The 26,901-nt window shown below is 46.2% G+C and carries 20 protein-coding genes and 1 tRNA gene; 10 read left to right on the top strand and 11 right to left on the bottom strand.

All coding sequences use genetic code 11. The annotated features are described in order from the left end of the window. Positions 1–2: 2 nt before the first annotated feature. Both ACMVP2_RS04400 and ACMVP2_RS04395 read left to right on the top strand, forming a co-directional pair. Entirely contained in the window at positions 3–335 is a 333-nt protein-coding gene (locus tag ACMVP2_RS04400; RefSeq protein WP_317487810.1) for a YbaB/EbfC family nucleoid-associated protein, read from the top strand. Then, on the top strand, positions 332–1,345 hold the full coding sequence (locus ACMVP2_RS04395; RefSeq protein ID WP_416866864.1) for a glycosyltransferase family 2 protein: 1,014 nt from the start codon (positions 332–334) through the stop codon (positions 1,343–1,345). The genes ACMVP2_RS04400 and ACMVP2_RS04395 overlap by 4 nt, the downstream gene beginning before the upstream one ends. Here ACMVP2_RS04395 and ACMVP2_RS04390 read toward each other — a convergent pair. Further along, complete coding sequence (locus ACMVP2_RS04390) at positions 1,339–1,548, bottom strand: PspC domain-containing protein (protein WP_151999780.1); 210 nt, start codon at positions 1,546–1,548, stop codon at positions 1,339–1,341. The genes ACMVP2_RS04395 and ACMVP2_RS04390 overlap by 7 nt on opposite strands. 154 nt (positions 1,549–1,702) lie before the next feature. Here ACMVP2_RS04390 and ACMVP2_RS04385 point away from each other — a divergent pair, with 154 nt between their 5' ends. Beyond that, positions 1,703–3,466 carry a hypothetical protein gene (locus ACMVP2_RS04385; protein ID WP_317487808.1) on the top strand — a complete coding sequence of 588 codons (1,764 nt, stop codon included), beginning with the start codon at positions 1,703–1,705 and terminating at the stop codon, positions 3,464–3,466. An 84-nt stretch (positions 3,467–3,550) separates the two neighbouring features. Here ACMVP2_RS04385 and ACMVP2_RS04380 read toward each other — a convergent pair whose 3' ends face one another. The 5 genes from ACMVP2_RS04380 to ACMVP2_RS04360 all read right to left on the bottom strand — a co-directional run bounded on the left by ACMVP2_RS04380 (position 3,551) and on the right by ACMVP2_RS04360 (position 6,535). Continuing rightward, positions 3,551–4,156, bottom strand: a complete 606-nt coding sequence (locus ACMVP2_RS04380; RefSeq protein ID WP_339788211.1) for an SET domain-containing protein — start codon at positions 4,154–4,156, stop codon at positions 3,551–3,553. 57 nt (positions 4,157–4,213) lie between these two features. Then, positions 4,214–4,774 carry an aminoacyl-tRNA hydrolase gene (gene pth / locus ACMVP2_RS04375; RefSeq protein ID WP_339813731.1) on the bottom strand — a complete coding sequence of 187 codons (561 nt, stop codon included), beginning with the start codon at positions 4,772–4,774 and terminating at the stop codon, positions 4,214–4,216. A gap of 87 nt (positions 4,775–4,861) precedes the next feature. Then, positions 4,862–5,452, bottom strand: a complete 591-nt coding sequence (locus tag ACMVP2_RS04370; protein ID WP_317487805.1) for a 50S ribosomal protein L25/general stress protein Ctc — start codon at positions 5,450–5,452, stop codon at positions 4,862–4,864. 11 nt (positions 5,453–5,463) lie between these two features. Continuing rightward, on the bottom strand, positions 5,464–6,408 hold the full coding sequence (locus tag ACMVP2_RS04365; protein WP_317487804.1) for a ribose-phosphate pyrophosphokinase: 945 nt from the start codon (positions 6,406–6,408) through the stop codon (positions 5,464–5,466). Positions 6,409–6,464: 56 nt separating this feature from the next. Continuing rightward, a tRNA-Gln gene (locus ACMVP2_RS04360) sits at positions 6,465–6,535 on the bottom strand. 389 nt (positions 6,536–6,924) lie between these two features. Between ACMVP2_RS04360 and ACMVP2_RS04355 the strand changes: the two genes are divergently transcribed. Continuing rightward, positions 6,925–8,274, top strand: coding sequence for a DUF4493 domain-containing protein (locus ACMVP2_RS04355; RefSeq protein WP_416866863.1), 1,350 nt, complete (start codon positions 6,925–6,927; stop codon positions 8,272–8,274). A gap of 49 nt (positions 8,275–8,323) precedes the next feature. Here the strand turns inward: ACMVP2_RS04355 and ACMVP2_RS04350 are convergent, their stop codons facing one another. Continuing rightward, positions 8,324–9,016, bottom strand: a complete 693-nt coding sequence (locus ACMVP2_RS04350; RefSeq protein WP_317487802.1) for a DUF1003 domain-containing protein — start codon at positions 9,014–9,016, stop codon at positions 8,324–8,326. Positions 9,017–9,237: 221 nt separating this feature from the next. On the opposite strand from ACMVP2_RS04350, the gene ACMVP2_RS04345 reads away from it, so the two are divergent. Beyond that, positions 9,238–10,623, top strand: coding sequence for a sodium-dependent transporter (locus tag ACMVP2_RS04345; RefSeq protein WP_416866862.1), 1,386 nt, complete (start codon positions 9,238–9,240; stop codon positions 10,621–10,623). Here ACMVP2_RS04345 and purL read toward each other — a convergent pair. After that, positions 10,620–14,309, bottom strand: a complete 3,690-nt coding sequence (gene purL / locus ACMVP2_RS04340; RefSeq protein WP_416866861.1) for a phosphoribosylformylglycinamidine synthase — start codon at positions 14,307–14,309, stop codon at positions 10,620–10,622. The genes ACMVP2_RS04345 and purL overlap by 4 nt on opposite strands. A 144-nt stretch (positions 14,310–14,453) precedes the next feature. Next, positions 14,454–15,260, bottom strand: coding sequence for an alpha/beta fold hydrolase (locus ACMVP2_RS04335; protein WP_416866860.1), 807 nt, complete (start codon positions 15,258–15,260; stop codon positions 14,454–14,456). A gap of 261 nt (positions 15,261–15,521) precedes the next feature. Here ACMVP2_RS04335 and ACMVP2_RS04330 point away from each other — a divergent pair, with 261 nt between their 5' ends. The 5 genes from ACMVP2_RS04330 (at position 15,522) to ACMVP2_RS04310 (ending at position 23,625) form a co-directional block, all read left to right on the top strand. Then, complete coding sequence (locus ACMVP2_RS04330) at positions 15,522–16,145, top strand: TetR/AcrR family transcriptional regulator (RefSeq protein WP_339788187.1); 624 nt, start codon at positions 15,522–15,524, stop codon at positions 16,143–16,145. Further along, positions 16,129–17,580, top strand: coding sequence for a TolC family protein (locus ACMVP2_RS04325; protein ID WP_416866859.1), 1,452 nt, complete (start codon positions 16,129–16,131; stop codon positions 17,578–17,580). The genes ACMVP2_RS04330 and ACMVP2_RS04325 overlap by 17 nt, the downstream gene beginning before the upstream one ends. A 13-nt stretch (positions 17,581–17,593) precedes the next feature. After that, positions 17,594–18,769, top strand: a complete 1,176-nt coding sequence (locus ACMVP2_RS04320) for an efflux RND transporter periplasmic adaptor subunit (protein ID WP_416866858.1) — start codon at positions 17,594–17,596, stop codon at positions 18,767–18,769. Between the two features lie 24 nt (positions 18,770–18,793). Further along, positions 18,794–22,252, top strand: a complete 3,459-nt coding sequence (locus ACMVP2_RS04315) for an efflux RND transporter permease subunit (RefSeq protein WP_416866857.1) — start codon at positions 18,794–18,796, stop codon at positions 22,250–22,252. 125 nt (positions 22,253–22,377) lie between these two features. After that, the gene (locus tag ACMVP2_RS04310) at positions 22,378–23,625 is read left to right on the top strand and encodes a metallophosphoesterase (protein WP_416866856.1); all 1,248 of its coding nucleotides are present in this window, start codon (positions 22,378–22,380) and stop codon (positions 23,623–23,625) included. 49 nt (positions 23,626–23,674) lie between these two features. Here ACMVP2_RS04310 and ACMVP2_RS04305 read toward each other — a convergent pair whose 3' ends face one another. Further along, positions 23,675–24,298 (bottom strand): porin family protein, encoded by a 624-nt coding sequence (locus tag ACMVP2_RS04305; protein ID WP_151999798.1) that lies wholly within the window; start codon positions 24,296–24,298, stop codon positions 23,675–23,677. A 227-nt stretch (positions 24,299–24,525) separates the two neighbouring features. After that, a complete protein-coding gene (locus ACMVP2_RS04300; RefSeq protein ID WP_416866855.1) occupies positions 24,526–26,901 on the bottom strand; it encodes an ABC transporter permease in 2,376 nt (791 codons plus the stop codon).

Here is a 26,901-nt window from a genome sequence, read left to right as displayed (position 1 = left end):
ATATGTTTGATATGATGAAAATGATGGGCAAGGTGAAAGAGGTGCAGGACAAAATGAAGGCTGCCCAGGAAAACCTTGCACGCATCGAAGTGGAAGGTGAGTCGGGAGCTGGCATGGTCAAAGCTGTGGTTAACGGAAAAAAGAAGCTTGTAAGTCTTGATATTGACCCGTCACTCCTCAATGACAAAGACAAAGAGATGCTTCAGGACCTGGTGATAGCGGCAGTAAACATGGCGACAGAAAAGGCTGATGAAAAAGCCAAAGAGGAAATAAAGAAGAGCACAGAAGGAGTTCTGCCCAACATTCCGGGGTTCGACTTTGGTAGCATGGTATGAGCCCAAAGGTAGCTGTAGCCATTCTCAACTTCAACGGCAAAGACTATCTTGACCGTTTCATGCCCTCGGTCATCGATTTTTCACCCGAAGCCGACATTTGGGTGATAGACAACGCCTCAACCGATGGCTCAGTAGATTTTTTGAAGAAAAACTTCCTTGATGTAAAGATTATAACCCTTGAAGAGAACCTGGGCTATGCCGGTGGCTATCAGGCTGGGCTGGCTCAGATCGACGCCGACTACTACGTTTTGCTCAATTCAGATGTGGAAGTGACCGAAGGCTGGCTTCAGCCAATGATTTCCCTTCTCGAAGCAGACGAAACGATTGCTGCCTGCCAACCAAAAATTCTTTCCTGGCATTTGCGGGACACTTTTGAGTATGCCGGTGCGGCTGGTGGCTTTATCGATATACTTGGCTACCCGTTTTGCAGGGGGCGGGTATTCGAAACGCTTGAAAAAGACAGCGGACAGTACAACGACCAACTTGAAGTTTTTTGGGCTACAGGGGCTTGTTTGTTTATCCGGTCTACCGCCTTTAACGAAGCGGGCGGGTTGGATGCCACCTTCTTTGCTCACATGGAGGAAATTGACCTTTGCTGGCGTTTGAAGATGGCTGGCTACAGCGTTTACTACCAGGGAGAGTCGGTCGTGTATCATGTTGGGGGAGGCACGCTCGATAGCTCAAATGCCTATAAAACCTATCTCAATTTTAGAAATAGCATCGTTTTATTATTGAAAAACGACGTTTCCCGATCGCTGTGGTGGAAAATACCGGTGCGGTTCAGTATTGACTTCCTAATCTTGCTCAGGTTTTTGGTGTCGGGCAAAGCGGATCATGCAAAGGCTATTTCAAATGCCCACGTGTTTATTGTAAGGAATTTTTCGAAGTACAGACCGGCTCAACCAAAGAAAGCTTTGAAAATGCTAACCGGTGCCTATAAGGGAATTGCGCCCCTGGCCTATTTAGCTGGGAACAAAGTTTACAGCAAACTGAGAGGCAGAATTCAATAATACCAAAGTATATTGTCCCGCCTTCTGAACCAACGTCTGAACTGCATGATAAACGCCAACGTCAGGTAAACGATCAGAGGAGATCCGAACGTTAAGAACGACGAGTAAATAAAAAACAACCTGATACTTGTAGTGGGGATTTTCAGATAATCACCTAACCTGTTACAGACCCCAAATGCGTATTTTTCAAGAAACTGTATCATGAATACCGGCTTTTTGCTCTGCAAAGTTAATAACAAAAGTCGTATATTGTTCTAATGGTTGATTAATGCAAAATTATTTTCCGTATAATTGCAATAGAACCATTATAACAATAGTTTTACGTCGGAATTCATAATCATTCAAAACATTATTCAAATGAAAAAAACGAGACTTGCTTTCGGCATATTGTTTGGATCACTCCTGATGTCAGGTTGTGCGCTAAACAAGATGATAAAACTTGCCAATGACCAGCAGTTGGAAGTGACCCCGAATCCTTTAGAGCTTCATGCTGACAAAGTGGAATTTGAGATGTCCGCTATCCTTCCACCAAAAATGCTCCCAGGCGGTACTTCTTACAGCCTAAAAACCTTCTATCAGTATGGAACCAACGAAGCCGAGCTAGGCACAGTTGAATTCAAAGCAGGTGATTTTCCTAATAGCAGTTCTACAACATCCAGAAAAAGCCAAACATTCTCATTTGCCTACGACCCAGCAATGGCGAAGGGTGATGTAATGATCCAGGGTGTTGCTGCCAAAGGAGCAAAAAACAAGACTACTGAAAAAATGAAAGTAGCTGAAGGTGTCATCACCACATCTTTGATGGTAGAAGACATTGTAGCTGCTTCTTATGCTGACCACGGATACAACGACAAAGAAGAATTAGAACCAACAAACGTTGAATTCTTTTTTGAACAAGGTCGTTCAGTTCTTAGAACTTCAGAGAAAAACAGTGACCGTGGTAAAGGTTTCACTGCTTTCGTTGCCGATAAGAACGTAACCCGTACTGTAACTATCACAGGTACTCACTCACCTGAAGGTACTGAAACAATCAACTCTGATCTATCTCAGGATCGTGCTGAGGCGATTGAAAAGTGGTACAGAGACATGATGGCCAAATACGACTACAAAGGAATGGCTGATCAGATCAAATTTGTATTGAAGCCAGTGGTTCAGGACTGGACACAATTCAAAACCATGCTAAATGGCTTTGACGGTGTAAGCTCTGATGAAAAAACTGCCATGCTTGCTGTGGTAAACGGAACAGGCACTTTCGAAGAAAAAGAAAAGGCGCTGCAGAAGCTTTCAGGTTACAAGAAAGTGTTTGACAAAATCTACCCAGTATTGCGTACTGCAAAAACTGAAGTCTTGACTGTTAAAGTTAAGCGCCCTAACCCTGAAATAGCTGTTCTAGCTAAGCAAATTGGTGAAGGCTCAATTTCTGCCGATTCTCTTTCAAATGCTGAGTTGCTTTTTGGTGCAACACTTACTCCATCTCTTACTGAGAAAGAAGCTATTTACAAAGCGGCTATCAAGAAGCAGGATACTTGGGTAGCACACAACAACCTTGGAGCTGTTTATCTTCAAATGGCTGCTGCAGCTAGCGGTGCTGACGTGAAGAAGAACGTTGACTTGGCGCTTACTCAATTGGAAATTGCCAACAAACAAAAAGCGAACACTGCCGAGGTACTGGTAAACATGGCAACAGTTTATATGCTACAGGGTGACAACACTAAAGCATATGACGTAGCTGGAACCGTTTCTGGTGCAACAGGCGATGCTTTGAGAAAGCTTAACACTTTGAAAGGAACTCTTGAGGTAAAAACTGCTCAGTACGACAAGGCATTGATGTCTTTCGCTGGAGCTGACAATACTGCCGAGGTATCTTTCAACAGAGGTCTTGCTCTTGTGCTTAAGAAAGAATTCTCAAACGCTAAGACTGCATTCAAAGACGCTACTGATAAGGATAGCTCTTATGCGAAAGCATTCTATGGCCTTGCGATTGTAGGTGCCCGTACTTCAAATGCAACAGAAGTAACAAACGGCCTGAAATCAGCTATTGCTGAAGATTCTTCGCTGAAAGAAAAAGCACTTACAGATCTTGAATTTAGGAACTACGCAGACGCCGTTAGATCCCTTTAATTCACAGGAAGATTTGAATTCTATTAAATAAGAAAAGCCCCATTATGGGGCTTTTCTTATTTAATTCCGCTGGAGGTTGAGGGGTTATCTAACCTTTGCTGTCTCCTTTTCAAGTTTTAAAGAATAGACCGACAAGTAGTTGGCAGGGTTGCTAAAGTAACTCTCCAACTGCTCAACGGTTTCTTCCTCCATTAATGGCATCAGCGGTTGCTGCACTTGTTTTAATTTTGCTAAGGACTGTTTCAGCGTCTCATCCCACTTTGGGTAGTAGGCGTCAAAGTCATCGGCACTAACCGATCCACGGCAACCCGGCTTGTCACACAACAGGCTGATTCTCTCTGTCATGTTAAAAATACCGTATTCATCGGTGATCTGTTCACCGGGAAAAATATCCCGGATTGCAATTTCAAAACCATAACCAGTGCTCATCGTGTTGCATTGACAACAGTGATTTACATACTTGGCAAGGTCCCAGCTCACCACCCTAACGCCACGCTGATCTATGTAAGAATATCTTTCGATTTTCTCTTGAAGTAGCGGGACACATTTTTCGAATGCTTCGGGGGTGATTTCAAGTTCCAGACTATCCCTGATGTACGTAATTGTACCTTCAGGGATAAATTCTGTGGCAAATACACCGTAGCCTACGGTCTCATTTACCAGTCGGAGTTCAGTGTGAGGATGAATCATACCTAATTCATAACACTATAATTTTATGCAAAGAAATATAAAGTTTTGAATAGTCAATTATTCATTGAAAAAATTCATAGTTCTTTCGATTCCTATTGCTGCAAATGAGAGGATCATATCGATGGATTTGTCCATTCTTTCAGGCAGGAGGGCCATTTCTTCTCTGGAAAAATTATTTAGAACGTACTCCACCTGATGACCCTTTGAGTAGTTATCGCCAATGCCAAAACGAAGCCTTGCGTAGTCCTGGCCGCCAAGTGTGGCCTCAATGTTTTTGAGTCCATTGTGACCGGCGCTTGAGCCCTTGGGCTTCATCCGCAACTTGCCAAAGGGGAGGGCGATGTCATCGGTGATAACAAGGATGTTTTCTCTGGGAACTTTCAATTGCTGCATCCAATAAGCCACAGCCTTGCCGCTGAGGTTCATATAGGTAGTCGGCTTAATGAGGTGCAGGGTTCGGCCCTTATGTTTGATTTCAGCCGTGTAGGCTTGCTTGTTGAAGGTGAAGCTGGCAGACTCTGCCTGAGCAAGCCGATCCAGCACCAGAAAGCCAATGTTATGCCGTGTGAGCTCGTATTCAGGCCCGATGTTGCCTAGTCCTGCTATTAGGTATTTCATTGCGTTAATCGTTTGTCTGCTGCCTCCAAAATAGAAAATCCCGCCTTAAGAGGCAGGATTTTCACATTGATGGCATTAGAATATTTTTTATGCTTCTTCTTCTTCCTCTTCTCCATCAGCTCCTTTGCCTTTAAGCGCTCTAGGAACTTCCACTGATGCGATAGAAACAAGGGGGCTATTCAAGATGTTGTATTTAGCTTCTCCAAGCTCTCCCACCTTCACTGTTTTGCCAAGTTCCAGTTTGCTGATGTCTACCTCAATGAATTCCGGCATTTCAGAAGGAAGAGCCTTCACAGTAAGTTTACGCATCTTAGAAACCAACTTACCACCTTTTTGAACTCCCGGAGCTACACCCAGGAACTTAACAGGAATATCAAGTTTTACCGGTGAGTTTTCATTCAATTCAAGGAAGTCAGCATGCAGAATCATCTCGTTTACCGGATGGAACTGAATGTCTTGCAAGATCGCTTTGAACTCTTGTCCTTCAATATTCAGATGAACAAAAGCAGCGTTTGGAGTGTAAACAAGGTCTCTGAAAAGAATCATAGGCGCATGAAAATGCACCTGGCTTTTCCCTCCATAGATAACACATGGAACACTGCCTGCAGCCCTAAGGTCTTTGGACTCCTTTTTACCGAGATTTGCTCTTTTAAACCCTATAATCTCTACTGTTTTCATAATGATGTATATTAATTATTTATAAATAGCGAACTAATGGAGCCGTGGCTGTGAATGTTATTGATAGCCTTGGCGAAAAGGTCTGAAACGGTAAGTACCTTTATTTTTGATGATTGCTGCTTAAGGGGCAGGGTGTCTGTGACAACAAGTTCTTCGAGCACCGAGCTGTTGATATTGGCGTAAGCATTACCCGACAGTACCGGATGCGTACATATTGCTCTTACAGTTCTTGCTCCCTTCTCCTTGATAAGCTGCGCTGCCCTGCAAAGTGTGCCGCCGGTGTCAATAAGGTCATCGATAAGCACTACGTCTCTGTCGGTCACATCTCCAATTACCTGCATGGAGGCAATTTCGTTGGCACGCTTGCGGTGTTTGTCGCAGATAACCATATCGGCTGAGAAATGCTTAGCAAACGTCCGTGTTCTTGCTACGCCTCCAACATCAGGAGAAGCAAACGTCAGCGCATCAAGATTGAGTGATTGAAGGTACGGAACGAAAATAGCCGTTCCGTCAAGGTGATCAACAGGGATATCAAAAAAGCCCTGAATCTGTCCCGCATGCAAGTCCATAGCCATCAGGCGGTCAGCACCTGCCGATTGCATTACATTGGCTACCAGTTTCGCTGCAATGGAAACTCTTGGCCTGTCTTTTCTGTCCTGGCGTGCGTAACCGAAGTAAGGCACTACGATAGTAACATACTTGGCGCTGGCTCTTCTTGCCGCATCTATCATGAGCAGAAGCTCCATCAGGTTGTCGGCGGGTGGGCAGGTAGATTGAATCAGGAAAACGTCGCAGCCTCTGATGGACTCGTTGAAGCTGTAGGAAAGTTCGCCATCACTGAAGCGCTGCGAAGAATAGTTCCCAAGAGGTTTCCCATAAGCCTCGGCAATTTTCTTCGCCAGGTCTAACGATCCCGTTCCAGGAAAGATCTTTACAGATGATTCAATTGGTTCCATCAAAATAGAGCACTCCAGAAAGTAAGAATCCCGGCTTTCACCGGGACTTTTGAAAGTTGACCGACAAGGATTCGAACCTTGACAAACAGAACCAAAATCTGTTGTGCTACCGTTACACCATCGGTCAATCCGATTTTGGAGGTACAAAAGTAGAAACTATCTTTTGGTTTACAATAGCAGGTAATAAAAATATTGCACGAAAGTCAGTAACACTTTCTCTTTTTCGTCTGAAAGCGCCCAGCACAAGAGCAGGCTGACCGGACGGACAGCCCCGCTCTGCATTGTCATTCAACCTGCCGCTCTCTCTAACATCGGATAGTGAGCATCCATATTACCTGGTAACATGTATCTCTAAAGAGAGCCTTCATTCTCTCAAATGTTGCCGTCGAAGTACTTACTTTTTGGTAATTTCTTCTCTCTAATGAGTTGAAATTGATTTAGTTACAAGAATAATGTACCTTACAGTAAGGTTAGCCAACTCGAGAGCATTTTTTTACCATCAAAACAATACTAATCATGAGAAGAATTTCACAATTATTCTTAATGGTTCTGTTTGTATCATGCCTTCTGTCCTGTAACAAGAATGAGGATCCAACAGAGCCATTGGCTGACAAGGGGGTGCTTAAGCTTAGCCTTGCGCTAGCCATTGACGAATTCCCTACTTCGGGTAGGGTAGCAGAAGTAGTAGATTTGGGCGATTACGTCGTCACTATTTTCGACGCTACTGACGACACTGAGGTGATAGTTTTCGATCCCTGGTCGAGCGCCCCGGAAGAGATTGAGTTGGAGACAGGTGAGTATTACATCGAAGCACACTCCAATAACCTGGTGGACGCAGCGTTCAATAATCCTTATTATTTTGGAAGATCCGACAATTTCACAATTGATAAGGAAGAGATCAAGGAAATCCCCCTTACTGTGACGTTGGCTAATTACAAGGTGTCAGTGGTTTATTCAGACGACATCAAAATGGATTTTGATACCTACGGAATGGTTGTTACCTATAACAACACTGGTGAGCAGCTTGACTATGGCGACTCCGAGGAGCTGGAAGGCTACTTCAGAGCCAACAACCCTATTTTCATCGAAATTTCGATGACTTATTTCAAGGTGTTTGATGGAACGACGATTGATAGAACACTTACAGCAACTATTGATAATCCACAACCAAGAACACACTACAGAATTAATGCAGATGCCCACCTCGACGACGGTAAAATCGTTATCAATATCAATATCGACGACGGTGTCGATGTAGTCGACATTACTCCTGCTGAAGTAGAGGTACTCAACGGACCCGCTACCCCTGAAACGATTGGGGCCAGTTTTGAGCAGTCATTTGAGGATGAGCGTGGATTTCCGTTTGGGGAACTAGTGTGGACGTTTTCAGACATAGCGCTCGCAAATAATAACGCAATTTACTGGAGCCCGGTCATAGGTGGCATCAAGGCATCGATGGATGGAGATGGATATGATGACCTTGTGTTAAATGAGACACTTGACTTTGTCGAGGCCGAATCGAACAGGGGCAACGGGGTACTTGTTTGGCAGGGATTGACCCAGATACCGTTGTTCAATGGATCTTTTCAGCTGAATGAAACCCGAATGGAAATGTCGATTTTTGACGGCGATGGAGTGACGCCGAGAGGCGTGGTTGACCCGGCAACCCTGGGTATGCCTGCCAGCATTGGAGGCATGGTTCCAATTGTCAATAGTGGCGATAGTTTTGTTGTGAAATTCAAGCTGTTGTCGAAATCAGGGGCGAACTGGGTGCCCTATCTTGATACCTTTGATGCTGCGTCAACACCGCCAGATGCTGGTGGTACGGCCTACAGCTCCTTCGAGGGAGGCTTCTTCTGGGAATAGCGAATGCTAACGATGAGATAGATGAAACGAGGTCGGGAGGCCTCGTTTTTTATTTGTCTATTCTGGTAAGGATATCATTCATCATGTCAATCTGAACTTTTTGAATTTCAATGAGCTCTTGCTGCTGATGAAGAATCAGGTGATCGATTTTTTCGTGCAGCATTCTGATTTCCAGTTCCGACTTTAGGTTGATCATATAATCTTTTTTGGCCCTTTCTCTGTCTTTCTGCTCCTGCCTGTTTTGACTCATCATGATCACCGGTGCCTGCATGGCCGCAAGGCAGGAGAGGATAAGGTTAAGCAGGATGAACGGATACGGATCAAACCCTTTGTTAGAGAGCCAGTAAAAGTTGAAAACGATCCAGATAAATAGAAATATGCCAAACGATATGATGAAGGTCCATGAGCCCCCGAAACTCGCCACATGATCTGCTATCCGCTGGCCAAAAGTGCTTTGAACAGCATCATCTTCCACTTTATCGGTAATGGTGGTTTGGTCTTTCAATGTCTCCAAAACATTGCTTTCAAGATCAGAAAGCTCGTCGAGCTCGGTTAGCAGGCAATTGGATATGTATTTCTCCCGGTAAAAATTGAGCTCCTGTAATGCCAGAAAAGAGTCATCGGAGAATTTTGGATGATCAGACCTGATTAAGTCCAGGATTTTTTTTCGGATGGAATTTCCAGCTACTCTGTCGCTGATGGGAAACTCCTTACCTGAAGTATCGCTGATGAATGTCGACATGGTTTTTAGGCTATATTTGGACATAAAGTTACTCAAATGAGTGGCCAAATAAACAGTTTCACATAGTGCAAAGGCATGCCAGGCAAAATTGAGCAGGGTGCTTTGGGAAGACAGCACGGGAGAGTCATTAAAATGCCCGTTTAGCAAGTTTGTTTTGATTAAAACTTAATATGGGCCTATCTTCCGGCCTGATTTTTTTATTGGAACACAAAAAACAATAGATGGCGGCCAGGGGAGGATTTTCTAATAAACTTGGATTCATTGCAGCCGCAGCTGGTTCAGCTGTTGGCTTGGGTAATATATGGCAGTTCCCCTATGTCACCGGGCAAAATGGCGGCGCAGCTTTTTTGCTCGTATATATTGGATGGATTTTTCTCATCGGCCTGCCGATAATGGTGGGGGAGATCGCTGTCGGAAGAAAGGCACAATCGAATCCTTACGGGGCGTACAAAAAGCTGGGCGGTAAGTCATGGGCCTACGTGGGCCTGTTTGGGATCATATGCGGCGTGATGATCCTGTCTTTTTACAACGTAGTGGCAGGCTGGGCATTTGGCTACTTCCTCGAACTAAGCTTCGGGAACCTGTTGAATGAGCAAGACTACAGTGGTTTCTTTTCGGCCTACGTGGCCGACTTCAAAGACAATTTGTTTTTCAGCATCGCCTTTATGGTGATTACAGCTTATATCGTTTACAGAGGGGTGCAGAAGGGGATAGAGGGCACTTCCAAAGTGCTGATGCCCACGCTGTTTCTGATTCTCATCTTCATTATTATTTACGGACTGACATTGCCCAATGCCATGGACGGAGTAAGCTTCTATTTGCTTCCCGACTTTAGCCTGATCAATGGCCGAACGATTTACACCGCTTTGGGGCAGGCTTTCTTCTCTCTCAGCCTGGGAATGGGAGCGCTGATCACGTACGGATCCTACATCAGCAGGAATGACAACATTGTTAATTCTGCAATTCTTGTGACCATTGCTGATACAGCGGTGGCTTTTCTGGCTGGACTGATGATATTCCCCTTGGTGTTCTCACAAGGACAGTCGCCTGCTGAAGGCCCCGGGCTTGTGTTTGTAGCACTGCTTGGAGTTTTTCAGACCATGGGGCCACTTATCGGCAAAATTGTTGGTGGCGGGTTCTTTCTGCTGCTTTGCTTTGCAGCGCTGACCTCTACCATATCTCTTTTGGAAGTGCCGGTTGCCTTTTTGGTGGACGAGAAAAAATGGTCAAGGAAAAAGGCCGTTTCTGTGATGGCGCTACTGATATTCCTTATTGGCCTGCCAAGTATGCTCGGGTTTGGCGCTGTAGGAGCTTTTACGGAATTCGTCAGCTATGAGGGTGGGGTTAAATCCTTTATGGACGTGGTGCAGGATCTCTTTTTTGTCATTAGCCTACCACTTGGTGGGTTCCTTTTGAGTGTTTTCATATCCTCCAAATGGAAAACTGCCGGACTTAGCGAAGAAATAAGCCACGGAAACCCTTCCTACAGGGGATCGTTCATTGAAAAGTTCTTCAACCTGATGATAGTCTACGTTTGCCCCGTAGTGCTGGGAGCTATGTTTCTATTGACTGTTCTTCAGAAGTTCTTTGGAGTGGAATTGATTTAGGCTTTCACTTTCTCCTCCACCCACTTCCTCGCATTTACAAAGGCCTCTATCCACGGTGTTACCTCATCTGATTTTCGTCCGTCGGGATAGTAGCCCCAGTTCCATGGAAACATCGATCTTTCCAGGTGAGGCATAATGGCTGCATGGCGCCCGTTGTGGCTTACCACGCAGGCCGTGTCGAACTGCGACCCGTTGGGGTTGGCCGGGTAAGAAGAGTAAGCAAACTTAGCTGCGATGTTGATCTTCTCAGGTTCTGCAAAAACAAACTGGCCTTCACCATGTGCCGACCAAATGCCCAGTCTGCTGCCTGCCAGTGAGCCAAACATCACGGAGTTGTTCTCTAGAATCTCAACATCTGTAAAGGTGCACTCAAACTTGCCCGAGGTGTTGTGATGCATCTTTGGGTGATTGTCCAGTTCAGGGTAGATCAGCCCGAGCTCCATGGCCAGCTGACAACCATTACACACGCCCAGGCTGAGCGTGTCTTCTCTTGCGTAAAAATTATCCAGCGCTTTTTTAGCCTTGTCGTTGTAAAGGAAGGAACCCGCCCAGCCTTTGGCAGAGCCCAGGACATCCGAGTTGGAGAAGCCGCCCACGAACACAATCAAGTTGACTTCTGACAAATCTTCCCTGCCGCTGATAAGGTCTGTCATGTGCACGTCCTTCACATCGAAACCAGCCAGCCACATGCAGTAGGCCATTTCACGGTCACTGTTGTTGCCTTGCTCTCTGATGATGGCTGCTTTGATGCCGGTTGTCTTTGGTCTGGTAAATGAAAGGCCATAATCAGCAAGTTTGCCACTGAATTGTGCAGGGAGCTTGATTTTTAGTGGCTGCTTGCCAAGGTTGCTGTAGCGGGTGTCGGCAAAGCCTTCTTTGGTCTGTTTTTTATCCAAAAGCCAGGAGGTTTCTGCCCATTCTTTGCGCATTTGGGCCACGTCAAACGTCCAGCTATCGCTTCCGAGTGTAATCTCCAGGTTCGGTGCGGAAGTCACTTCTCCAATAACGCTACAGGTTATGCCTGTCTCGGTGAAAATGGTTTCAAGCCTTGCTGCATCGGTTGTTTGTACCACCAGGCCAGGATTCTCACTAAAAAGAACCTTAACAGCATCTGGCTCATTCAGGCCATCCAAATTCACTTTCATGCCCACTGAGGCAGAAGGGAAGCACATTTCTAAAAGTGTGGTGATGAGGCCACCTGACGAAACATCGTGGCCGGCAATGATAAGCCCTTCGCTGATGAGCAACTGCATAAGGCTGAATGCCTTTAAGAAGTAATCTGCCTCTGCCGCATCAGGCGTGGTATCGCCCAGCCTGTTGAGCACCTGACCGAGCGTGCTGCCGCCCAGTTCGAAACCTTTGCTGCCAAGGTTGAGATAGATCAGCTTGCTGCTGTCAACGACTTTGGCTACCGGCTCAATTGTTTTTCGGATATCAGTTGCCTGGCCGACGGCGGAAATGATGACAGTGCCGGGGGAATAGACCGTCTTTCCCGGGTATTTCTGCGTCATCGACAGCGAATCTTTGCCAGTCGGGATGTTTACGCCTAATGCACAGGCGTAATCGCTGACAGCCTGCACGGCATTGTACAGCCTGGCGTTTTCTCCCTTGTTTTTTGCGGGCCACATCCAGTTGGCGCTCAATGAAACGCCCTTGATACCTCCTTCGAGCGGGGCCCAAACGAGATTGGTCAAGCTTTCAGCAATGGCCAGCCTAGAGCCAGCCTTTTCGTCGATCAGTGCTGGCACCGGGGCATGCCCGATGGAGGTACCAACTCCCTTGTTGCTGCCAAAGTCGAGTGCCATAATGCCGAGATTGTTGAGAGGAATTTGCAGCTCACCGCAGGTCTGTTGCTTGGCCACTTTACCGGTAACACAGCGGTCTACTTTGTTGGTGAGCCAGTCTTTGGAGGCCACTGCTTCCATTTTCAATACCTTCAGCAGGTATTCTTCCACCTTAGCTGCGGAAGTTTGAATAGGCTGGAAGCTCGATTTCTCTTCCTTGTCTTCCAGAATGGTTTTAGGAGAGGAACCGAAAAGATGAGTCAGCTCAAAATCCACAGGCTTCTTACCTTCTTTGTTCATGAAGGTCAATTTGTGGTCACCGCTAGCTTCACCCACTACGTACATGGGCGAACGCTCTCTGTCGGCCACCTTGCGCAGGTAGTCGAGATGCTTTTCGTGAAGTGCAAGTCCCATGCGCTCCTGCGACTCGTTGCTGATGATTTCTTTGTCGGAAAGGGTAGGGTCACCGACAGGAAACTTGCTGATCTCAAACTTACCGCCGGTTTCTTCTACCAATTCAGATAAGCAATTGAGGTGCCCGCCTGCCCCATGGTCGTGCACCGATGAAATGGGGTTTTCGTCGAGTTCGGCCAGGGCTCTGATAGTGTTGGCCACACGCTTCTGCATTTCGGGGTTGGAGCGCTGCACAGCATTCAGCTCAATGGAGTTACCAAATTCGCCAGTGGCCACAGACGACACGGCACCGCCACCCATGCCAATGCGATAATTGTCGCCGCCCAGCACCACAATCTTATCTCCTTTTTCTACACTCTTCTTTTGACTCTGATCCCTGATGCCAAATCCAACGCCTCCCGCCTGCATAATCACTTTATCGAAGCCATGAGCCTTGCCATTTTCTTCGTGCTCAAATGTTAAAAGACTCCCGGTGATAAGTGGCTGTCCGAACTTATTACCATAGTCGCTGGCACCGTTGGAGGCCTTGATGAGTATTTGAGAGGGTGTTTGATAAAGCCACGGTCTCTCAGGACTGTGGTTCTCCCAGGGGCGGTTGCTCGACAGCCTGGAGTAGGAGGTCATGTAAACCGCCGTTCCTGCCAGTGGGAAGCTCCCCTGGCCGCCCGCCATCCTGTCTCTGATTTCCCCTCCGCTACCAGTGGCGGCACCGTTAAATGGCTCTACTGTGGTTGGGAAGTTGTGAGTTTCTGCTTTGAGAGAAAGCACGCTCTTTCTGGTTTTGGCTTCGAAGTAGTCGGGCTGATCCTGACGAGCAGGAGCAAATTGCTCAATACTTGGCCCCTCAATAAAGGCCACGTTGTCTTTGTAGGCGGAAACAAGAAAGCCGGGATTGGCTTTCGATGTCTTTTTGATTAGCTGAAAAAGTGTATCTGGTTTCTCCTTGCCATCGATGATAAAAGTGCCATTGAATATCTTGTGGCGGCAGTGCTCCGAATTCACCTGTGAGAAGCCAAACACTTCACTATCGGTAAGTTTGCGTCCCAGCGACTTGCTAACTGATTCCAGATAGTCGATTTCTTCCTGGCTGAGTGCAAGTCCCTCTTTTTCGCTGTAAGCCTTAATATTGTCGATCTCTACAATAGCATCGGGCACATGAGAGATAGTGAAAACATCCTGGTCAATTACCTGGTACACGGCCTTCAGCATGGGGTCAAATTCACCCGGATAAGCTTCTTTTTTAACAAATTCTTCAATCCTCACTACCCCGCCAATACCCATGTTCTGGGTGATCTCCACGGCATTGGTACTCCATGGAGTGATCATCTCTTTCCTAGGCCCAATAAATGGCCCTTCGACTGATGTGCTCTCCACAAACTTGCCGCCGCTGAAAAGCCAGGTAAGCTTTTCTTTGGTAAGGCTGTCTGCAGCCTTGGTTATTTGAAGGATATAAAATGTATTAATGTCTTTCTGGAAAAAGAGAATCATGAGGTCGCTTGGGTATGGGATTTTTGAAGCCCAAAGTTAAAACAAAAAGAAATAGTCGACTTCTAAAAAAGGTAATTTTAGAAGGCCTGATACGGAGAAATTGAATTTAGCTGTTGGGAATGATCGTCCCCGGGATCGGTTGGCTTATCCAGAGTGTGGACGGACGTTTTCTAAGAGCGATTCGTGGAATTTCTGGAGGAGAGAATTGTGGCCGGTTTTGATCAATACAAAGTCTGATGAGGAGCACTTTTTTTCAAAAGCATGAAGTTTGCCATAGGGGATAACCGTATCGTATTTTCCAGCCACCATCGTCACGTGGATGTTATTTTGGTTGACAGTTTGAAGCACCTTGTCTATGTTTTGAGTAAAATGCCTGAAGCCCACCCAGGCGTGGTAAATGCTGTTACCGTTGTTATGGTCAGCCACTTGCGAGATAGCAAACTTTGCCAGCCGCCCAGACACCAACCTGGTGCGGCTAAAAAAGGAGATCAGGCGGATAAGAAGAGCAGGGTGGTCGTTTAGATAATGAAAGATGGCCCTCATTACCCAGGTGCCAGTCGCAACATTGTACCAGGGGTTAAGGTAGATGCCATCTGGTGCAGCTAAAATGATTCTTTGCACCCGCTGAGGAAACAACATGGCCGTAGTCAATGCCAGTTTACCACCAAGGCTGTATCCCATCACGCTGAATTTATCTATTTGTTCCGCTTTCAGGATGCCCAGAAGCAAATCGTGCCACGACTCGGTCGGCACTGGGAGTTCATCGGCCGGCCACTGGCTTTTTCCATGGAAGAAGAGATCAATGGAAATGATCGTATAGTCTATTCCCAACGAGGTTTCGAACAATTGGAAGGCCAGCTCAGTTTGTCCAAAGCCATGAAATGCCAAAAGGTATTTCGGGCCTGTCCCATATTTTTTATAGTTAAGATATTTTGCCGGAGCCTGCTTCATGATGACGAAACCAAATTTAATACTTTTTTACCCGCAAACGTTTGAAAGTTCAGTCAGTGGCATTTATGCCCCATCCGATTCTTTGTAGTTTTGAAATAGCGGCAAAGAAATGTCCCAATAGCCTCAAATAAAGACTTTTAGGGACTATTATTATCGGTAAGTTAATTTTCACTTTTTTCTAAACCTTTTCAAAAACTAGCCGTTACTTTGACAACGGAAACTTTGAGTAATGTGAAAGTTTCCAAAGTTTAGAAGAATATTTTGGAAGTAAGAGACAATATAATAGAACAAGCTGACCAGCTTATTTGCCGTTTGGGCGTCAGAAGTGTGACAATGGACGATCTGTCCCGTCACATGGGTATCTCTAAAAAAACGATCTATCAGTTTTTTAAGGATAAAGACGAAGTAGTGACGTTGGCGGTTGGGCACCATTGCGAAAAAGAGTACCGGGAATTTGTGAAAATGCACCAGGAGTCGTCCAACTCCATCGATGAGCTATTTAAAATCTCGCAGTTCATGAGAACGAATGTAGAGACCATTCACCCGTCGGTGCTGCACGACATTCAGAAGTATCACCCCAAAGCCTGGACACTTTTCGAGGAGTACAAGGAACGAGTCTTCACTCAGAATATCGTGGATTGTTTGAAGCGGGGAAAAGCGGAAGGCAGTTTCAGAGATGACATCGATGAAAATATTCTTGCGGTGCTGCGAATGAAACAAGTAGAAATGGCTTTTGACGCACACACCTACCCCAGAGGCAGGTTTGAATTTAAGGAAGTCTGCGAGCAAATATTCTATCACTTTATACAGGGGATTTTAACGGATCAGGGAAGGAAACTTTATGACACAATTTTTAACAAGCAATCATATGAATCTCAAAAGTAGTTGGAAGATTTTTTTGGTGGCAATGCTTCTGGTGGCTGGCCAACTCAGCGCTCAGGACAACGGCGGCACGGGAGCTTCCGACGGACCACTTTCACTTGAGCAATGTATCGACTACGCACTGGCCAATTCTATCAATGCGCAGAATGCTACGCTTGATGAGCAAATAGCAGCGGCCAAAGTAAAGGAGACAGTGGGTATAGGGTTGCCGCAGATTTCTGGTAGCGCTTCCGTTAACCACAACCAGAAGCTACAGCGTTTTTATGGAACCTACAATGACGATCCAAATGCGTTCAGCTTTTTCCCCGTAGGAATTCCTGGTGCTCAAAATGGCGATGTATTGGCTGCACCCAACTTCTTTCAGTTAAAAAGTAGCGGGAATGCAAGTCTCACAATTAATCAAATGATCTTCAATGGCTCTTACATAGTTGGTTTGCAGGCATCAAATACGTACAAAGAGCTGTCTCAAAAAACTTCCGAGCAAACCAGAGAGCAGATAGTTGAGCAGGTAACAAAGGCTTACTATGCTGTTCTGATCAATCGTGAACGGATGCAGCTTTTTGATGCCAATATTGCAAGGGTCGATAGCCTTCTTAGGAACACGAGAGCGCTGAATATTAGCGGGTTCGCTGAAAAAATTGACGTTGATCGCATTCAGGTGAGCTTCAATAACCTGGTGACCGAGCGGGACAAGTTCAGCAATATGAATGCACTGGGGCTGGCCATATTGAAGTTTCAGATGAATTATCCGATGGAGCAGCCGATTGAAGTGGCTGGCACCATTCAGGACGTTCAGCTCGATCCTATCGAAAAACTTAACGGGAGCGACTGGGACTACAAAAACAGACCGGATTATAAAGTGTTGGAAGTAAACAGGCGGTTGCAGGAACTTAATATTAAGAACCTTTACGCTGAGGCGCTGCCGTCTATGAACGCCTTTGCCACGCTTGGCTATTCAACCCAATCAAATGGAGTAGGAGGAATTTTCAAAACCAACACAAATATCGACGATTCAGATCTCGTCGGGCCCGATAAATGGTATGACTACTCTCAGTTTGGGGTGAGTCTTAACGTGCCCATTTTTGGTGGTTTGCAGCGCACTTACAAGATTCAGCAGGAGAAGCTCACACTGCAAAAGCTGGACAATGGCTTTAAGTCATTGGAAAACCTGATCGACCTGGAAATTCAGCAGTCTTACCTCAACTTCGATAATGCGCAAAAGTCGCTCGCCTCGCAGGAGGAGAACATGGAGCTGGCGGAAAGCATTGCCAGGGTAACCAAAATCAAATACGAGCAGGGAGTCGGCTCTAACCTGGAGGTAATCGACGCAGAAAACAGCCTTAGAAATGCGCAGACCAACTACTATAGTGCACTTTACGATGCCATTGTTGCCAAGGTCGATCTCGACAAGGCAAAAGGACTATTAATTAAGGAATAAGGAGAACCAAACTATGAAAACATATACATCATCCATGAAAAGTTTACAGTTGCTGGCACTGGTTGCCGTTCTTTTCGCAGGCGTTTCATGCGGAGAGGCCCCTTCAGATATTGAAGAAAAAAAATCCGAACTCAGTGAATACAACAATGAGCTTCGGGAGCTGAAAGCCAAGATTACTACGCTCGAAAAGGAAATAGCGCAAATGGATCCCGAGTTTGGTAAGGAGAATACCAACGCCATTCTTGTGGCTACTATGCCGGTTCCTACCAAAGACTTTTTTCATATGACTGAGGTAAGGGGATGGGTAGCCTCGCACAAAAATGTGATGATGAGCGCTGAAACAATGGGTAAAGTACAGGCAATTCATGTAACCGAAGGCCAAAAGGTGAACAAAGGCCAGGTACTGCTTACGCTTGACGCCGACATTGTTCGCAACAATATCAGTGAAGTGCAGACCAGCCTCGAACTAGCCAAAACACTTTTTGAGAGACAGTCGAAGCTTTGGGAGCAAAAGATAGGTACGGAGGTGCAGTACCTGGAAGCAAAAAATCGTAAGGAGTCGCTTGAAGACAGGTTGGCCACGCTGAACTCTCAGCTCGCTCAGTCAGTAATAAGGGCACCGTTTAGCGGAAGAGTGGATGAAATTCCGGCCACACTCGGTTCCATCGCTTCTCCGGGCATGCCTCTGGTGCGTGTGCTTAGCGAGGACGATATGTATATCAAAACTGATATCTCAGAAGTTTTCATAGGCAAGTTTACCGCTGGAGATCCAGTGGAGGTGTACTTTCCCGTTCAGGACAAAACGGTAACTGCCAGGGTGCTTTCGGTTGGTCAGGTGATCAACAGCGAGAACAGAACCTTCACAGTCGAAGTGAGCTTACCAAAGCTGGACTTCACCGTAAGGCCCAATCAAGTGACAGTGCTTCAGCTGATTGACTACAAGAGCAGCAAAGCATTGGTTATACCCACCAAGATCATCCTGAGAGACGACAAAGGAACCTTTGTTTACACAGTCGCTGATCAGGACGGCAGCCTGGTGGCTACCAAAACCCATATTGAAACAGGGCTCACCTTCAAAAGTGAAACTGAGGTGATAAAGGGCCTTCAGGGAACTGAGAAGTTAATTGAAAAAGGATACAGGGATGTAGCCGAGGGAGTTAGTGTGACGTTGGCAGCTGCCAGCAAATAATTTATCTCAAAAGACCGAATCCATATGGCTAACGATACAAATACCAACGATAATCTTCCGGAGGAAAACAGGTTTTCTGAAGAGAATGAAGAGGTGGTGGACAAAGAGTTTAAACTCACCTCAGCGTCTCTTAAGAACCGAACCACGGTTTTCTTCCTGACTTTTTTGCTGATAGTGATGGGTGTGAGTTCCTATATCTCGCTTCCAAAAGACAGCTATCCGGAAATTGAGCAGCCGATAGTTTACATAGGTACTGCCCATCCGGGCAATGCCCCGCTTGACATAGAGAACCTGATCACCAGGCCGATAGAGAAGGAGATCAATACCATTTCTGAAGTTGACAATATTAAGTCGACTTCCGTGCAGGACTACTCCACCATCATTGTTGAGTTCAGTGCCGAAACGGCCATTGAAGACGCCCTTACGAAGGTGAAGGATGCCGTGGACAGGGCCAAGCCCGAGCTGCCAAGCGACCTGCAAACTGATCCTAACATTTTCGAACTCAACCTGTCGGAGTTCCCCATTATGAACATCAACCTTTCGGGGAATTATACCCTGGAGGAACTGGAAGACTATGCAGAAATTCTTGAGGACGAGATTGAAAAAGTAAGTGAGGTAAGCAAAGTAGAAATCAGGGGCATTGACGAGAAAGAAGTAAGAATCAATGTTGACCCCTACAAGATGGAGGCTGTGAAGGTCAACTTCGCCGACATTGAGAATGCGATTTCCGCTGAGAACGTTTCTTTGTCTGGTGGAAATATTCTTGAGGATGGCATCAGAAGAACCATTAGAGTGGTGGGTGAATTTGAGGAGGCCAGCGAAATGGAAGACATCATTGTCAAAAATGAGAATGCCAATATCGTCTACCTCAAAGACATAGCAACCATTGAGTTCGGTTTTAAGGAAAAGCAAAGCTTCGCCAGAATGAATGGCAAGCCTGTGGTGTCTGTGGATGTGATCAAAAGAAGCGGTGAAAACCTGCTGATTACCACAGAGAAGATAAATGCGATCCTCGACAAAACGATGGATACGCTGCCGGCTGATCTTGAAATCGCAATCACCAACGACCAGTCGGAAATGACCCGTGAGATGGTGAGCAACCTGGAGAATAATATCATCTCAGGGGTGATTCTGGTGGTTTTGGTACTTCTTTTCTTTTTAGGAACGAGAAACGCCTTGTTTGTTGGCGTAGCCATTCCTTTGTCGATGTTCATTTCCTTTATCGTGCTGTCGGCCTTTAGTATCACTATCAACATGATGGTACTGTTCTCGCTGATCATGGCATTGGGTATGCTGGTGGACAATGGTATTGTGGTGGTGGAGAACGTTTACCGTTTGATGGAACTGGGCATGAAGCCGCTTGAAGCTACCCGTCGGGGGGTGGGAGAGGTGGCCTGGCCTATTATTTCCTCCACGGCTACCACACTTGCCGCCTTTCTTCCTTTGGCCTTCTGGCCAGGGCTGATGGGGCAGTTTATGCGTTACTTGCCTATCACTCTGATTGTTACGCTTAGCTCTTCACTTTTTGTGGCTTTGGTGATTAATCCAGTGATGATTGCTGCCTTTATGAAAGTGGACAACAGACAAGCATTCAACTATAAAAGGATATGGATATTTGCAGGTGTGAGCCTAGCCATCGGCGCTTTGCTGCTGCTGGCAAAAGCAAATGTGCTGGGTAACCTGGCTTTGCTTCTGGGCATACTTATTCTGTTAAATGTCTATGTACTGGTTCCACTGTCCAGAAAGTTTCAGGACACCTTTCTGCCTTTCATTGAAGGGCTGTATTCCCGAACGCTTCAGTTCGCTTTGCGGGGATGGAACCCAACGCTCTTTTTCTTTGGTACTGTATTTCTTTTGTTCTTTTCACTGGCACTGATGGGAGTATTTACCCCCAATGTCATTTTCTTTCCTGAGAACGAACCAAAGTATGTCAATGTATTCATTGAGCAGCCTTCAGGAACCGATATCAATGTGACCAACTCATTTACAGAGGAGGTGGAGAAGAAGGTAATGAAAGTGATTGAGCCTTATCAGTTCATGGTGGAGTCGGTAGTGACCAAAGTAGGGCAGGATACTGCCGACCCCAATGACCCTTCGGCTGTTGGTCAGGCTGAAACCCCTAATAAAGCCCGGATTACTGTCAATTTTGTCGAGTTTAAGTACCGCAAGAGAGAAGGTTCGGATGAGTGGGTAATGACGAGCGACATCATGAACGAGATACGTGAGGCAGTTCAGGGCTATCCTGGTGTGGCACTCACAGTAGATAAAGACGCTGCCGGCCCGCCAGTTGGTAAGCCGATCAGCATCGAAGTGACAGGACTCGACTTTACCCGACTGATCGAAATCACGGAAGATATGAAAACCTTCATTAACGAGTCAGGTATTGAAGGTATTGAGCGACTTAAAACTGACCTTGAAACAGGCAAGCCGGAACTTATTGTGGATATCGACAGAGAAAAGGCCCGCAGGTTTGGCCTGTCAACTTATTCGATAGCCAATGAGGTGCGTACTTCGTTGTTTGGTAAAGAGATTTCCAAGTTCAAGCAGGGCGAAGACGACTATGAAGTGCAGTTGAGACTTGACGAAAAGTATCGCTACGATATCGACGCTTTGATGAACAAGAGTGTGGTTTTTCGTGATCAAACCAACGGACGAATTGTGTCTGTACCGATTTCTGCCGTCGCCAAAGCTGAGTTGAGTACTACTTATGGTTCGGTACGCCGGAAGGATCTGCAGCGTGTAGTGACCATCAGCTCCAACGTGCTGGGAGGAGCCAATCCAACCGAAATCAACGATCAAATCAAAGAGCTGCTGGTGAACTTTGATATGCCTCAGGGCTACTCCTTCAAGTTCGGTGGCGAGCAGGAGAAGCAGGCAGAGGAAATGGCCTTCCTGAGCAGTGCCTTGCTCCTGGCGGTATTCCTGATCTTCCTGATCATTGTGGCGCAGTTCAATAAAATGACCGCTCCCTTGATCATCATGACTTCAGTGCTTTTCAGTACAATTGGGGTGTTCCTTGGTTTGGTAATTTTCCAAATGGACTTCGTGGTCATCATGACAATGGTTGGCATCATTTCTCTTGCCGGTATCGTGGTGAACAACGCCATCGTACTTATCGACTTCATTGAGCTCACCAGAAGCAGAATGAGGAAAGAGCTGGGTGTGGAAAGGCTCACTATCGAGCAAGTGGATGAGGCCATTGTGGTCGCAGGAAAAACCAGGCTTCGTCCGGTTTTGCTGACTGCCATCACCACCGTGCTTGGCCTGGTGCCTTTGGCTATAGGATTGAACATTGACTTTATAGGTTTCTTCAGAGAGTACGACCCAGACTTTTTCATGGGCGGAGACAATGTGATCTTCTGGGGACCCATGTCGTGGACCATCGTATTCGGTCTTACGTTCGCCACCTTCCTTACGCTGGTGATTGTGCCTGTGATGTACTGGTTCTTCGCCAGAGTGAACAGGAGATTCGGATTAAGCTAAAATAATTGAGCCCCTTTAAAGTATTCAAAGGCCTTTAAACGTCTATATATAAGGTGAACTTAAAGGGGCTCTTTTTCTTTCTTAAGGAAGAGGCCTTGTTCTGGCCATATTAATTCCATCCCTAAATGAACAGAATCGTGTTTGCATTCTTTTTACTTTTTCTTTTACTGGCTGTCGATTGGTATGTTTTTCAAGCCGTCAGGCTGGCAACTGCCGACCTGTCACTCACCACACGGAAAGTTGTTTACTGGATTTTCTGGGGCGTCTCCACCCTGTCGATTCTTGGCATACTTGTAGTGAACTTCGCCGACTTATCCGCAGTGAAAGGCCTTCGCACCTTCATTGTGCTCGGCATCTTCATTAACGTGATGTCAAAACTGTTCGCCCTTATTTTCCTGTTGGTAGGAGATATTATCAGAGGGTTTCAATGGCTTGGCAACTTCATATTTTCAAGTCCTGAGCCCATCAATCCTAATGGAAGAGCCATTCCCAGGTCTGAGTTCATTTCAAAGGTAGCACTTATTGCAGGAGCTGTTCCGGCATTGACGATGAGTTATGGTATTTTGAGCGGTGCTCACGACTATCGTATCCGGCGCAAAACCATCTTCTTTCCCAACCTGCCCAAAGAGTTCGACGGCATACAGATAGGCCAGCTTTCCGACATCCACTCTGGCAGCTTTTTCAACAAGACGGCGGTAAAAGGCGGTGTGGAAATGCTGTTGGGCGAAAAACCAGATCTTATCTTTTTCACCGGCGATTTAGTGAATAATGAGGCTGAGGAGGTGAAAGAATACATTTCCATTTTTGATAAAGTAAAGGCACCTCTGGGGGTTTATTCCACTCTTGGCAATCATGACTATGGAGACTACAAAAACTGGTCATCAGAGGCCGCTAAGCAAGCAAACTTAGAAGACCTTAAAGCGGCCCACAAAGAGTTAGGCTGGCACCTGATGATAAATGAAAATCTTCCTGTGAAGGTGGATGGCGAGCAAATAGGCATACTTGGTATCGAAAACTGGGGAGCCGGCAGATTTGCCAAGTATGGCAAAATGGATTTAGCTCATCAGGGGTCAGAGGAATACCCGTTTAAAATTCTGCTTTCGCATGACCCCAGCCACTGGGACGCACAGGTGAGGCCCGACTATGGCGATGTAGATCTGATGCTTTCAGGCCATACCCACGGCTTTCAGTTTGGTGTAGAGATTGGTGGTTTTCAATGGAGCCCATCTCAGTACGTATATAAACAATGGGCAGGCTTGTATCAGGAGGAAAACCAGTATTTGTATGTCAATCGGGGCTTTGGATACCTTGGTTATCCTGGCCGTATCGGTATTCTCCCTGAAATAACCATCCTCGAATTGAAAAGAGCCTGACCTATCAGGCCAGGCTCCTTTTGCAGACATCATTATTTCTGTCGTTCTGTTAGAAAGGTATGCTCATAAATACCTGGAGCACTGAGTTTTTAGAGTTCTCTGTCGCTTCTGCTGCCAAAGAACCACTTTCGCCAATTTCCTGTAGGCCATAGTTATACCGAACTCCCAAAGAGCCTCCTGTGAAATTGAAACCAACACCGCCAAACACTCCGTAGTCAAACGTGTTGAATTTGTCCCGGTCAAGCTCACTTACAACTTCTTTGGTTCCATCTGAGTCGATTCTCTTCACCTTTACTGAGGTTAACAGAGACACATAAGGGCCAGCTTCAAAGTAGAAATTACCGACGGGGTTTACCTTCAAAGCTACCGGCACATCGACATAGCTGAGGTTGAAGCGATATTTGCCGTTGCCCAAACCAAGGAATGTGTCATCGTAAATAACTTCGGCACCTTTCAGTGAGTAAAGTATTTCGGGCTGAATCGACAATTGCTTCACTAGTTGTGCCTTGTAGTAAACGCCTGCATTAAAACCAACTTTCATATTTTCATCGTCAACGTCATCGACGTAAAGATTTGAAAAGTTGAGTCCTCCTTTGAGACCGGCTTCCTGAGCAAGCGCTCCGCTGGTAATGAACATCATTAGTAAACTGGTTGCTAAAATGGTATTTTTCATATTATTTATATAATTTTTACTATACACTAACGAAGGAAAGATCAGATTGTTGCGTTGATCTGATTAGCCATCTGGGGGTCAGGGACTTAACAAGTCGTAGAAATTGGTAGCATTGAAGCGATTAACCGCTGTGCATTGCGAGGTGCAATGTCTATTGTTTTTCACAAAAAAAGCCCCGAAGTGTCATTCAACTTCAGGGCCTTGAAACCGGCGGTTATGCCAGAAGTTTACTCATATTTCAGGTTGCTTGCCGGGTTGGAGTTGGCTGCCCGTAACGCATGGTAGCCAGTTGTCAACACGGTAATAACCAGGATGATCAACAACACGACGACAAATAACAACAGGTTGATGTCCACATGGTATTCGAAAGTTTTGAGCCAGTCATTCATGAAATAGTAGCCGAGCCCGAATGCAGGCACAGCACCTATGAGTACCAGCCACACAAAATCTTTCACGAGCAGTGTTACAAGGCCGCCAGTGTTGGCACCCAGCACTTTCCTGATGCTTATCTCTTTGGTGCGCTGCTCGGCGATGAAGGAGGCTAAACCAAGCAAGCCAAGACAAGCTATGAAGATCATCATCAGCGAAAAGCCGAGAAACAGTTTGCCACGAAGTTGATCCGTTTCATACTGCTCCATAAACTCCTCATCAAGGAAGGTGGCATCGAAGGGAATGCCTGGATACACCTCGTTCCAGCTGGCTTCTGTTGCTGCAAGCGAAGCCTGCAGATCTTCCGATGTTTTGATAAGCACGCTCGAATTGTTGAGCCCGGGGATGAACATCAGGGCTTCGATGGGGTTGTAAAGAGACTGCTGATGGAAATCCCTGACCACACCCACCACTCTGTGAAACACGGTGCTGTCACGGTCAAACTGAAACTTCTTGCCTATAGGTTCTTCCCAGCCCATTCTCGCCACCATGGCTTCGTTTACCATCACTGAGGTGGCAGTGTCGCTTGGGTATTGCGAAGAGATATTTCGCCCTTTCTCAAAAGGAATGCTGAGTGTGGGAAAAAAGTCATAATCGACTACGTAAGCATCAATGCCATAATTCTCCATTACTCCCTCATTGGTCTCGACACTCATCACATTTTTGCCATAGCCATTCCCTGGCGAGGTACTCGAGGAAGCCACAGACTTGATATTAGGGTTCTGCATCAGGGAATTTCGGAAAACGGGATACTTTTCACGACTGGCCTGGTTGTCCAGCACCACACGAACCACCTGGTCTTTGTCAAAGCCCAAATCCTTGCTGCGCAGGTACTGCATTTGATCGTAGATGATGAAGGTACCTATCAGCATGAAGATGGAGATGGCGAACTGGATGCCAACCAGCACACGTCGCAGCCATTGGTTGCCGCCTCTGCTGGCTCCCTTGCCTTTTAGCACTGCTGCTGGCTTAAAGCTCGACAGGTAAAAGGCGGGGTAGCTGCCACTAACAAACCCAGTGAGCACCAAAATACCCAGAACCACCAGGATGAGCTGCGGCTGTAGTAGGTCCAAAAGAGACAAGTTGGTGTCGAGGGACCCGTTGAAAAGGGGTACAGCGATCGCCAAAACTATTAAGCTGATAACTAAGGAGATAACTGTAAGCACTACCGATTCGGTGATAAACTGCCCAATCAACATGCCCCTTTGAGCACCCATTACTTTTCTGATCCCTACTTCCAGGGCTCTGCGCATGGAGCGTGCGGTTGACAGGTTCATGTAGTTGATGCTGGCAATAACGATCAGGAACAAGGCAACGGCGGCAAAAATGTAGATGTATTTGATGTTGCCAAGTGCTTCTGGTTCACCTTCAAAAGTGGAATACAGGTGGATGTCTTTGATGGCAATCATTTCATACCGGATCACGATGTCAAACTGATCGAAGATCACCGCTACGTATTTATCAATAATGTCATTAAGCTTGGTTTCCACTACTTTCGGGTCAGCTCCCTCTCTTAACAAAGCATAAGTGTAGATGCCAAAGCCGCCCCAGTTTTGGGAGTTGTTTCTATCAGAAGTGCTGGCCGACATCATTGCATTGGGTCTGATGTGGGATGTTTTAGGGAGGTCTTCATACACACCAGTTATTTCGAAGGAATTCTGGTCTGTTTTCAAGATCTGTCCAACCGGGTTTTCGCCTTTGAAGATTTTGTCCGCCATGGTTTTGCTGATGACCATGGAACTCGGGTTCTGTAGCGCTGTGGAGGGGTTACCGGAAATAAGGTCAAAAGAAAAAACATCAAACACTGTGCTGTCTACCTGAAAGACGTCTTCTTCAAAATAGTTGATATTATCTTTGATAAACTTGGTGCGGCCGTTGCCAATAAAGCGGACGTACTGCTCTACCTCTTCAAATTCAGACTTCAACGTTCGGCCAAGAGGGAGCTGGGTTACAGCCCAGCGGAACGAATTATCAGGCTCCTTAATGTCCGACGAAATGCGGTAAATTCGATCCGCCTTTGCGTGATGTTTGTCGTAGCTAAGTTCTTGCGACAGATAGAGAATGATTAGCAAGCTGGAGACAATTCCGATTGTTAAACCGAGAATATTAAGCGCAGCATAGGTAGGCTGGCGCATCAGATGCCTGATGCTCACCATTAGGTAACTTTTTAACAT

Origin of the sequence: Imperialibacter sp. (assembly GCF_048007035.1) — a bacterium.
In the GTDB taxonomy this organism is placed as follows: domain Bacteria; phylum Bacteroidota; class Bacteroidia; order Cytophagales; family Cyclobacteriaceae; genus Imperialibacter.
Note: the sequence above shows the minus strand (reverse complement) of the source record. Positions and strands in the feature narration are given on the sequence as shown.

Excerpts from the sequence above, each read along its gene's own strand:
- ACMVP2_RS04400 (WP_317487810.1), top strand. The coding sequence starts at position 3 with ATGTTTGATATGATGAAAATGATGGGCAAGGTGAAAGAGGTGCAGGAC.
- ACMVP2_RS04395 (WP_416866864.1), top strand. The coding sequence starts at position 332 with ATGAGCCCAAAGGTAGCTGTAGCCATTCTCAACTTCAACGGCAAAGAC.
- ACMVP2_RS04390 (WP_151999780.1), bottom strand. The coding sequence starts at position 1,548 with ATGATACAGTTTCTTGAAAAATACGCATTTGGGGTCTGTAACAGGTTA.
- ACMVP2_RS04385 (WP_317487808.1), top strand. The coding sequence starts at position 1,703 with ATGAAAAAAACGAGACTTGCTTTCGGCATATTGTTTGGATCACTCCTG.
- ACMVP2_RS04380 (WP_339788211.1), bottom strand. The coding sequence starts at position 4,156 with ATGATTCATCCTCACACTGAACTCCGACTGGTAAATGAGACCGTAGGC.
- pth (WP_339813731.1), bottom strand. The coding sequence starts at position 4,774 with ATGAAATACCTAATAGCAGGACTAGGCAACATCGGGCCTGAATACGAG.
- ACMVP2_RS04370 (WP_317487805.1), bottom strand. The coding sequence starts at position 5,452 with ATGAAAACAGTAGAGATTATAGGGTTTAAAAGAGCAAATCTCGGTAAA.
- ACMVP2_RS04365 (WP_317487804.1), bottom strand. The coding sequence starts at position 6,408 with ATGGAACCAATTGAATCATCTGTAAAGATCTTTCCTGGAACGGGATCG.
- ACMVP2_RS04355 (WP_416866863.1), top strand. The coding sequence starts at position 6,925 with ATGAGAAGAATTTCACAATTATTCTTAATGGTTCTGTTTGTATCATGC.
- ACMVP2_RS04350 (WP_317487802.1), bottom strand. The coding sequence starts at position 9,016 with ATGTCGACATTCATCAGCGATACTTCAGGTAAGGAGTTTCCCATCAGC.
- ACMVP2_RS04345 (WP_416866862.1), top strand. The coding sequence starts at position 9,238 with ATGGCGGCCAGGGGAGGATTTTCTAATAAACTTGGATTCATTGCAGCC.
- purL (WP_416866861.1), bottom strand. The coding sequence starts at position 14,309 with ATGATTCTCTTTTTCCAGAAAGACATTAATACATTTTATATCCTTCAA.
- ACMVP2_RS04335 (WP_416866860.1), bottom strand. The coding sequence starts at position 15,260 with ATGAAGCAGGCTCCGGCAAAATATCTTAACTATAAAAAATATGGGACA.
- ACMVP2_RS04325 (WP_416866859.1), top strand. The coding sequence starts at position 16,129 with ATGAATCTCAAAAGTAGTTGGAAGATTTTTTTGGTGGCAATGCTTCTG.
- ACMVP2_RS04320 (WP_416866858.1), top strand. The coding sequence starts at position 17,594 with ATGAAAACATATACATCATCCATGAAAAGTTTACAGTTGCTGGCACTG.
- ACMVP2_RS04315 (WP_416866857.1), top strand. The coding sequence starts at position 18,794 with ATGGCTAACGATACAAATACCAACGATAATCTTCCGGAGGAAAACAGG.
- ACMVP2_RS04310 (WP_416866856.1), top strand. The coding sequence starts at position 22,378 with ATGAACAGAATCGTGTTTGCATTCTTTTTACTTTTTCTTTTACTGGCT.
- ACMVP2_RS04305 (WP_151999798.1), bottom strand. The coding sequence starts at position 24,298 with ATGAAAAATACCATTTTAGCAACCAGTTTACTAATGATGTTCATTACC.
- ACMVP2_RS04300 (WP_416866855.1), bottom strand. The coding sequence starts at position 26,901 with ATGTTAAAAAGTTACCTAATGGTGAGCATCAGGCATCTGATGCGCCAG.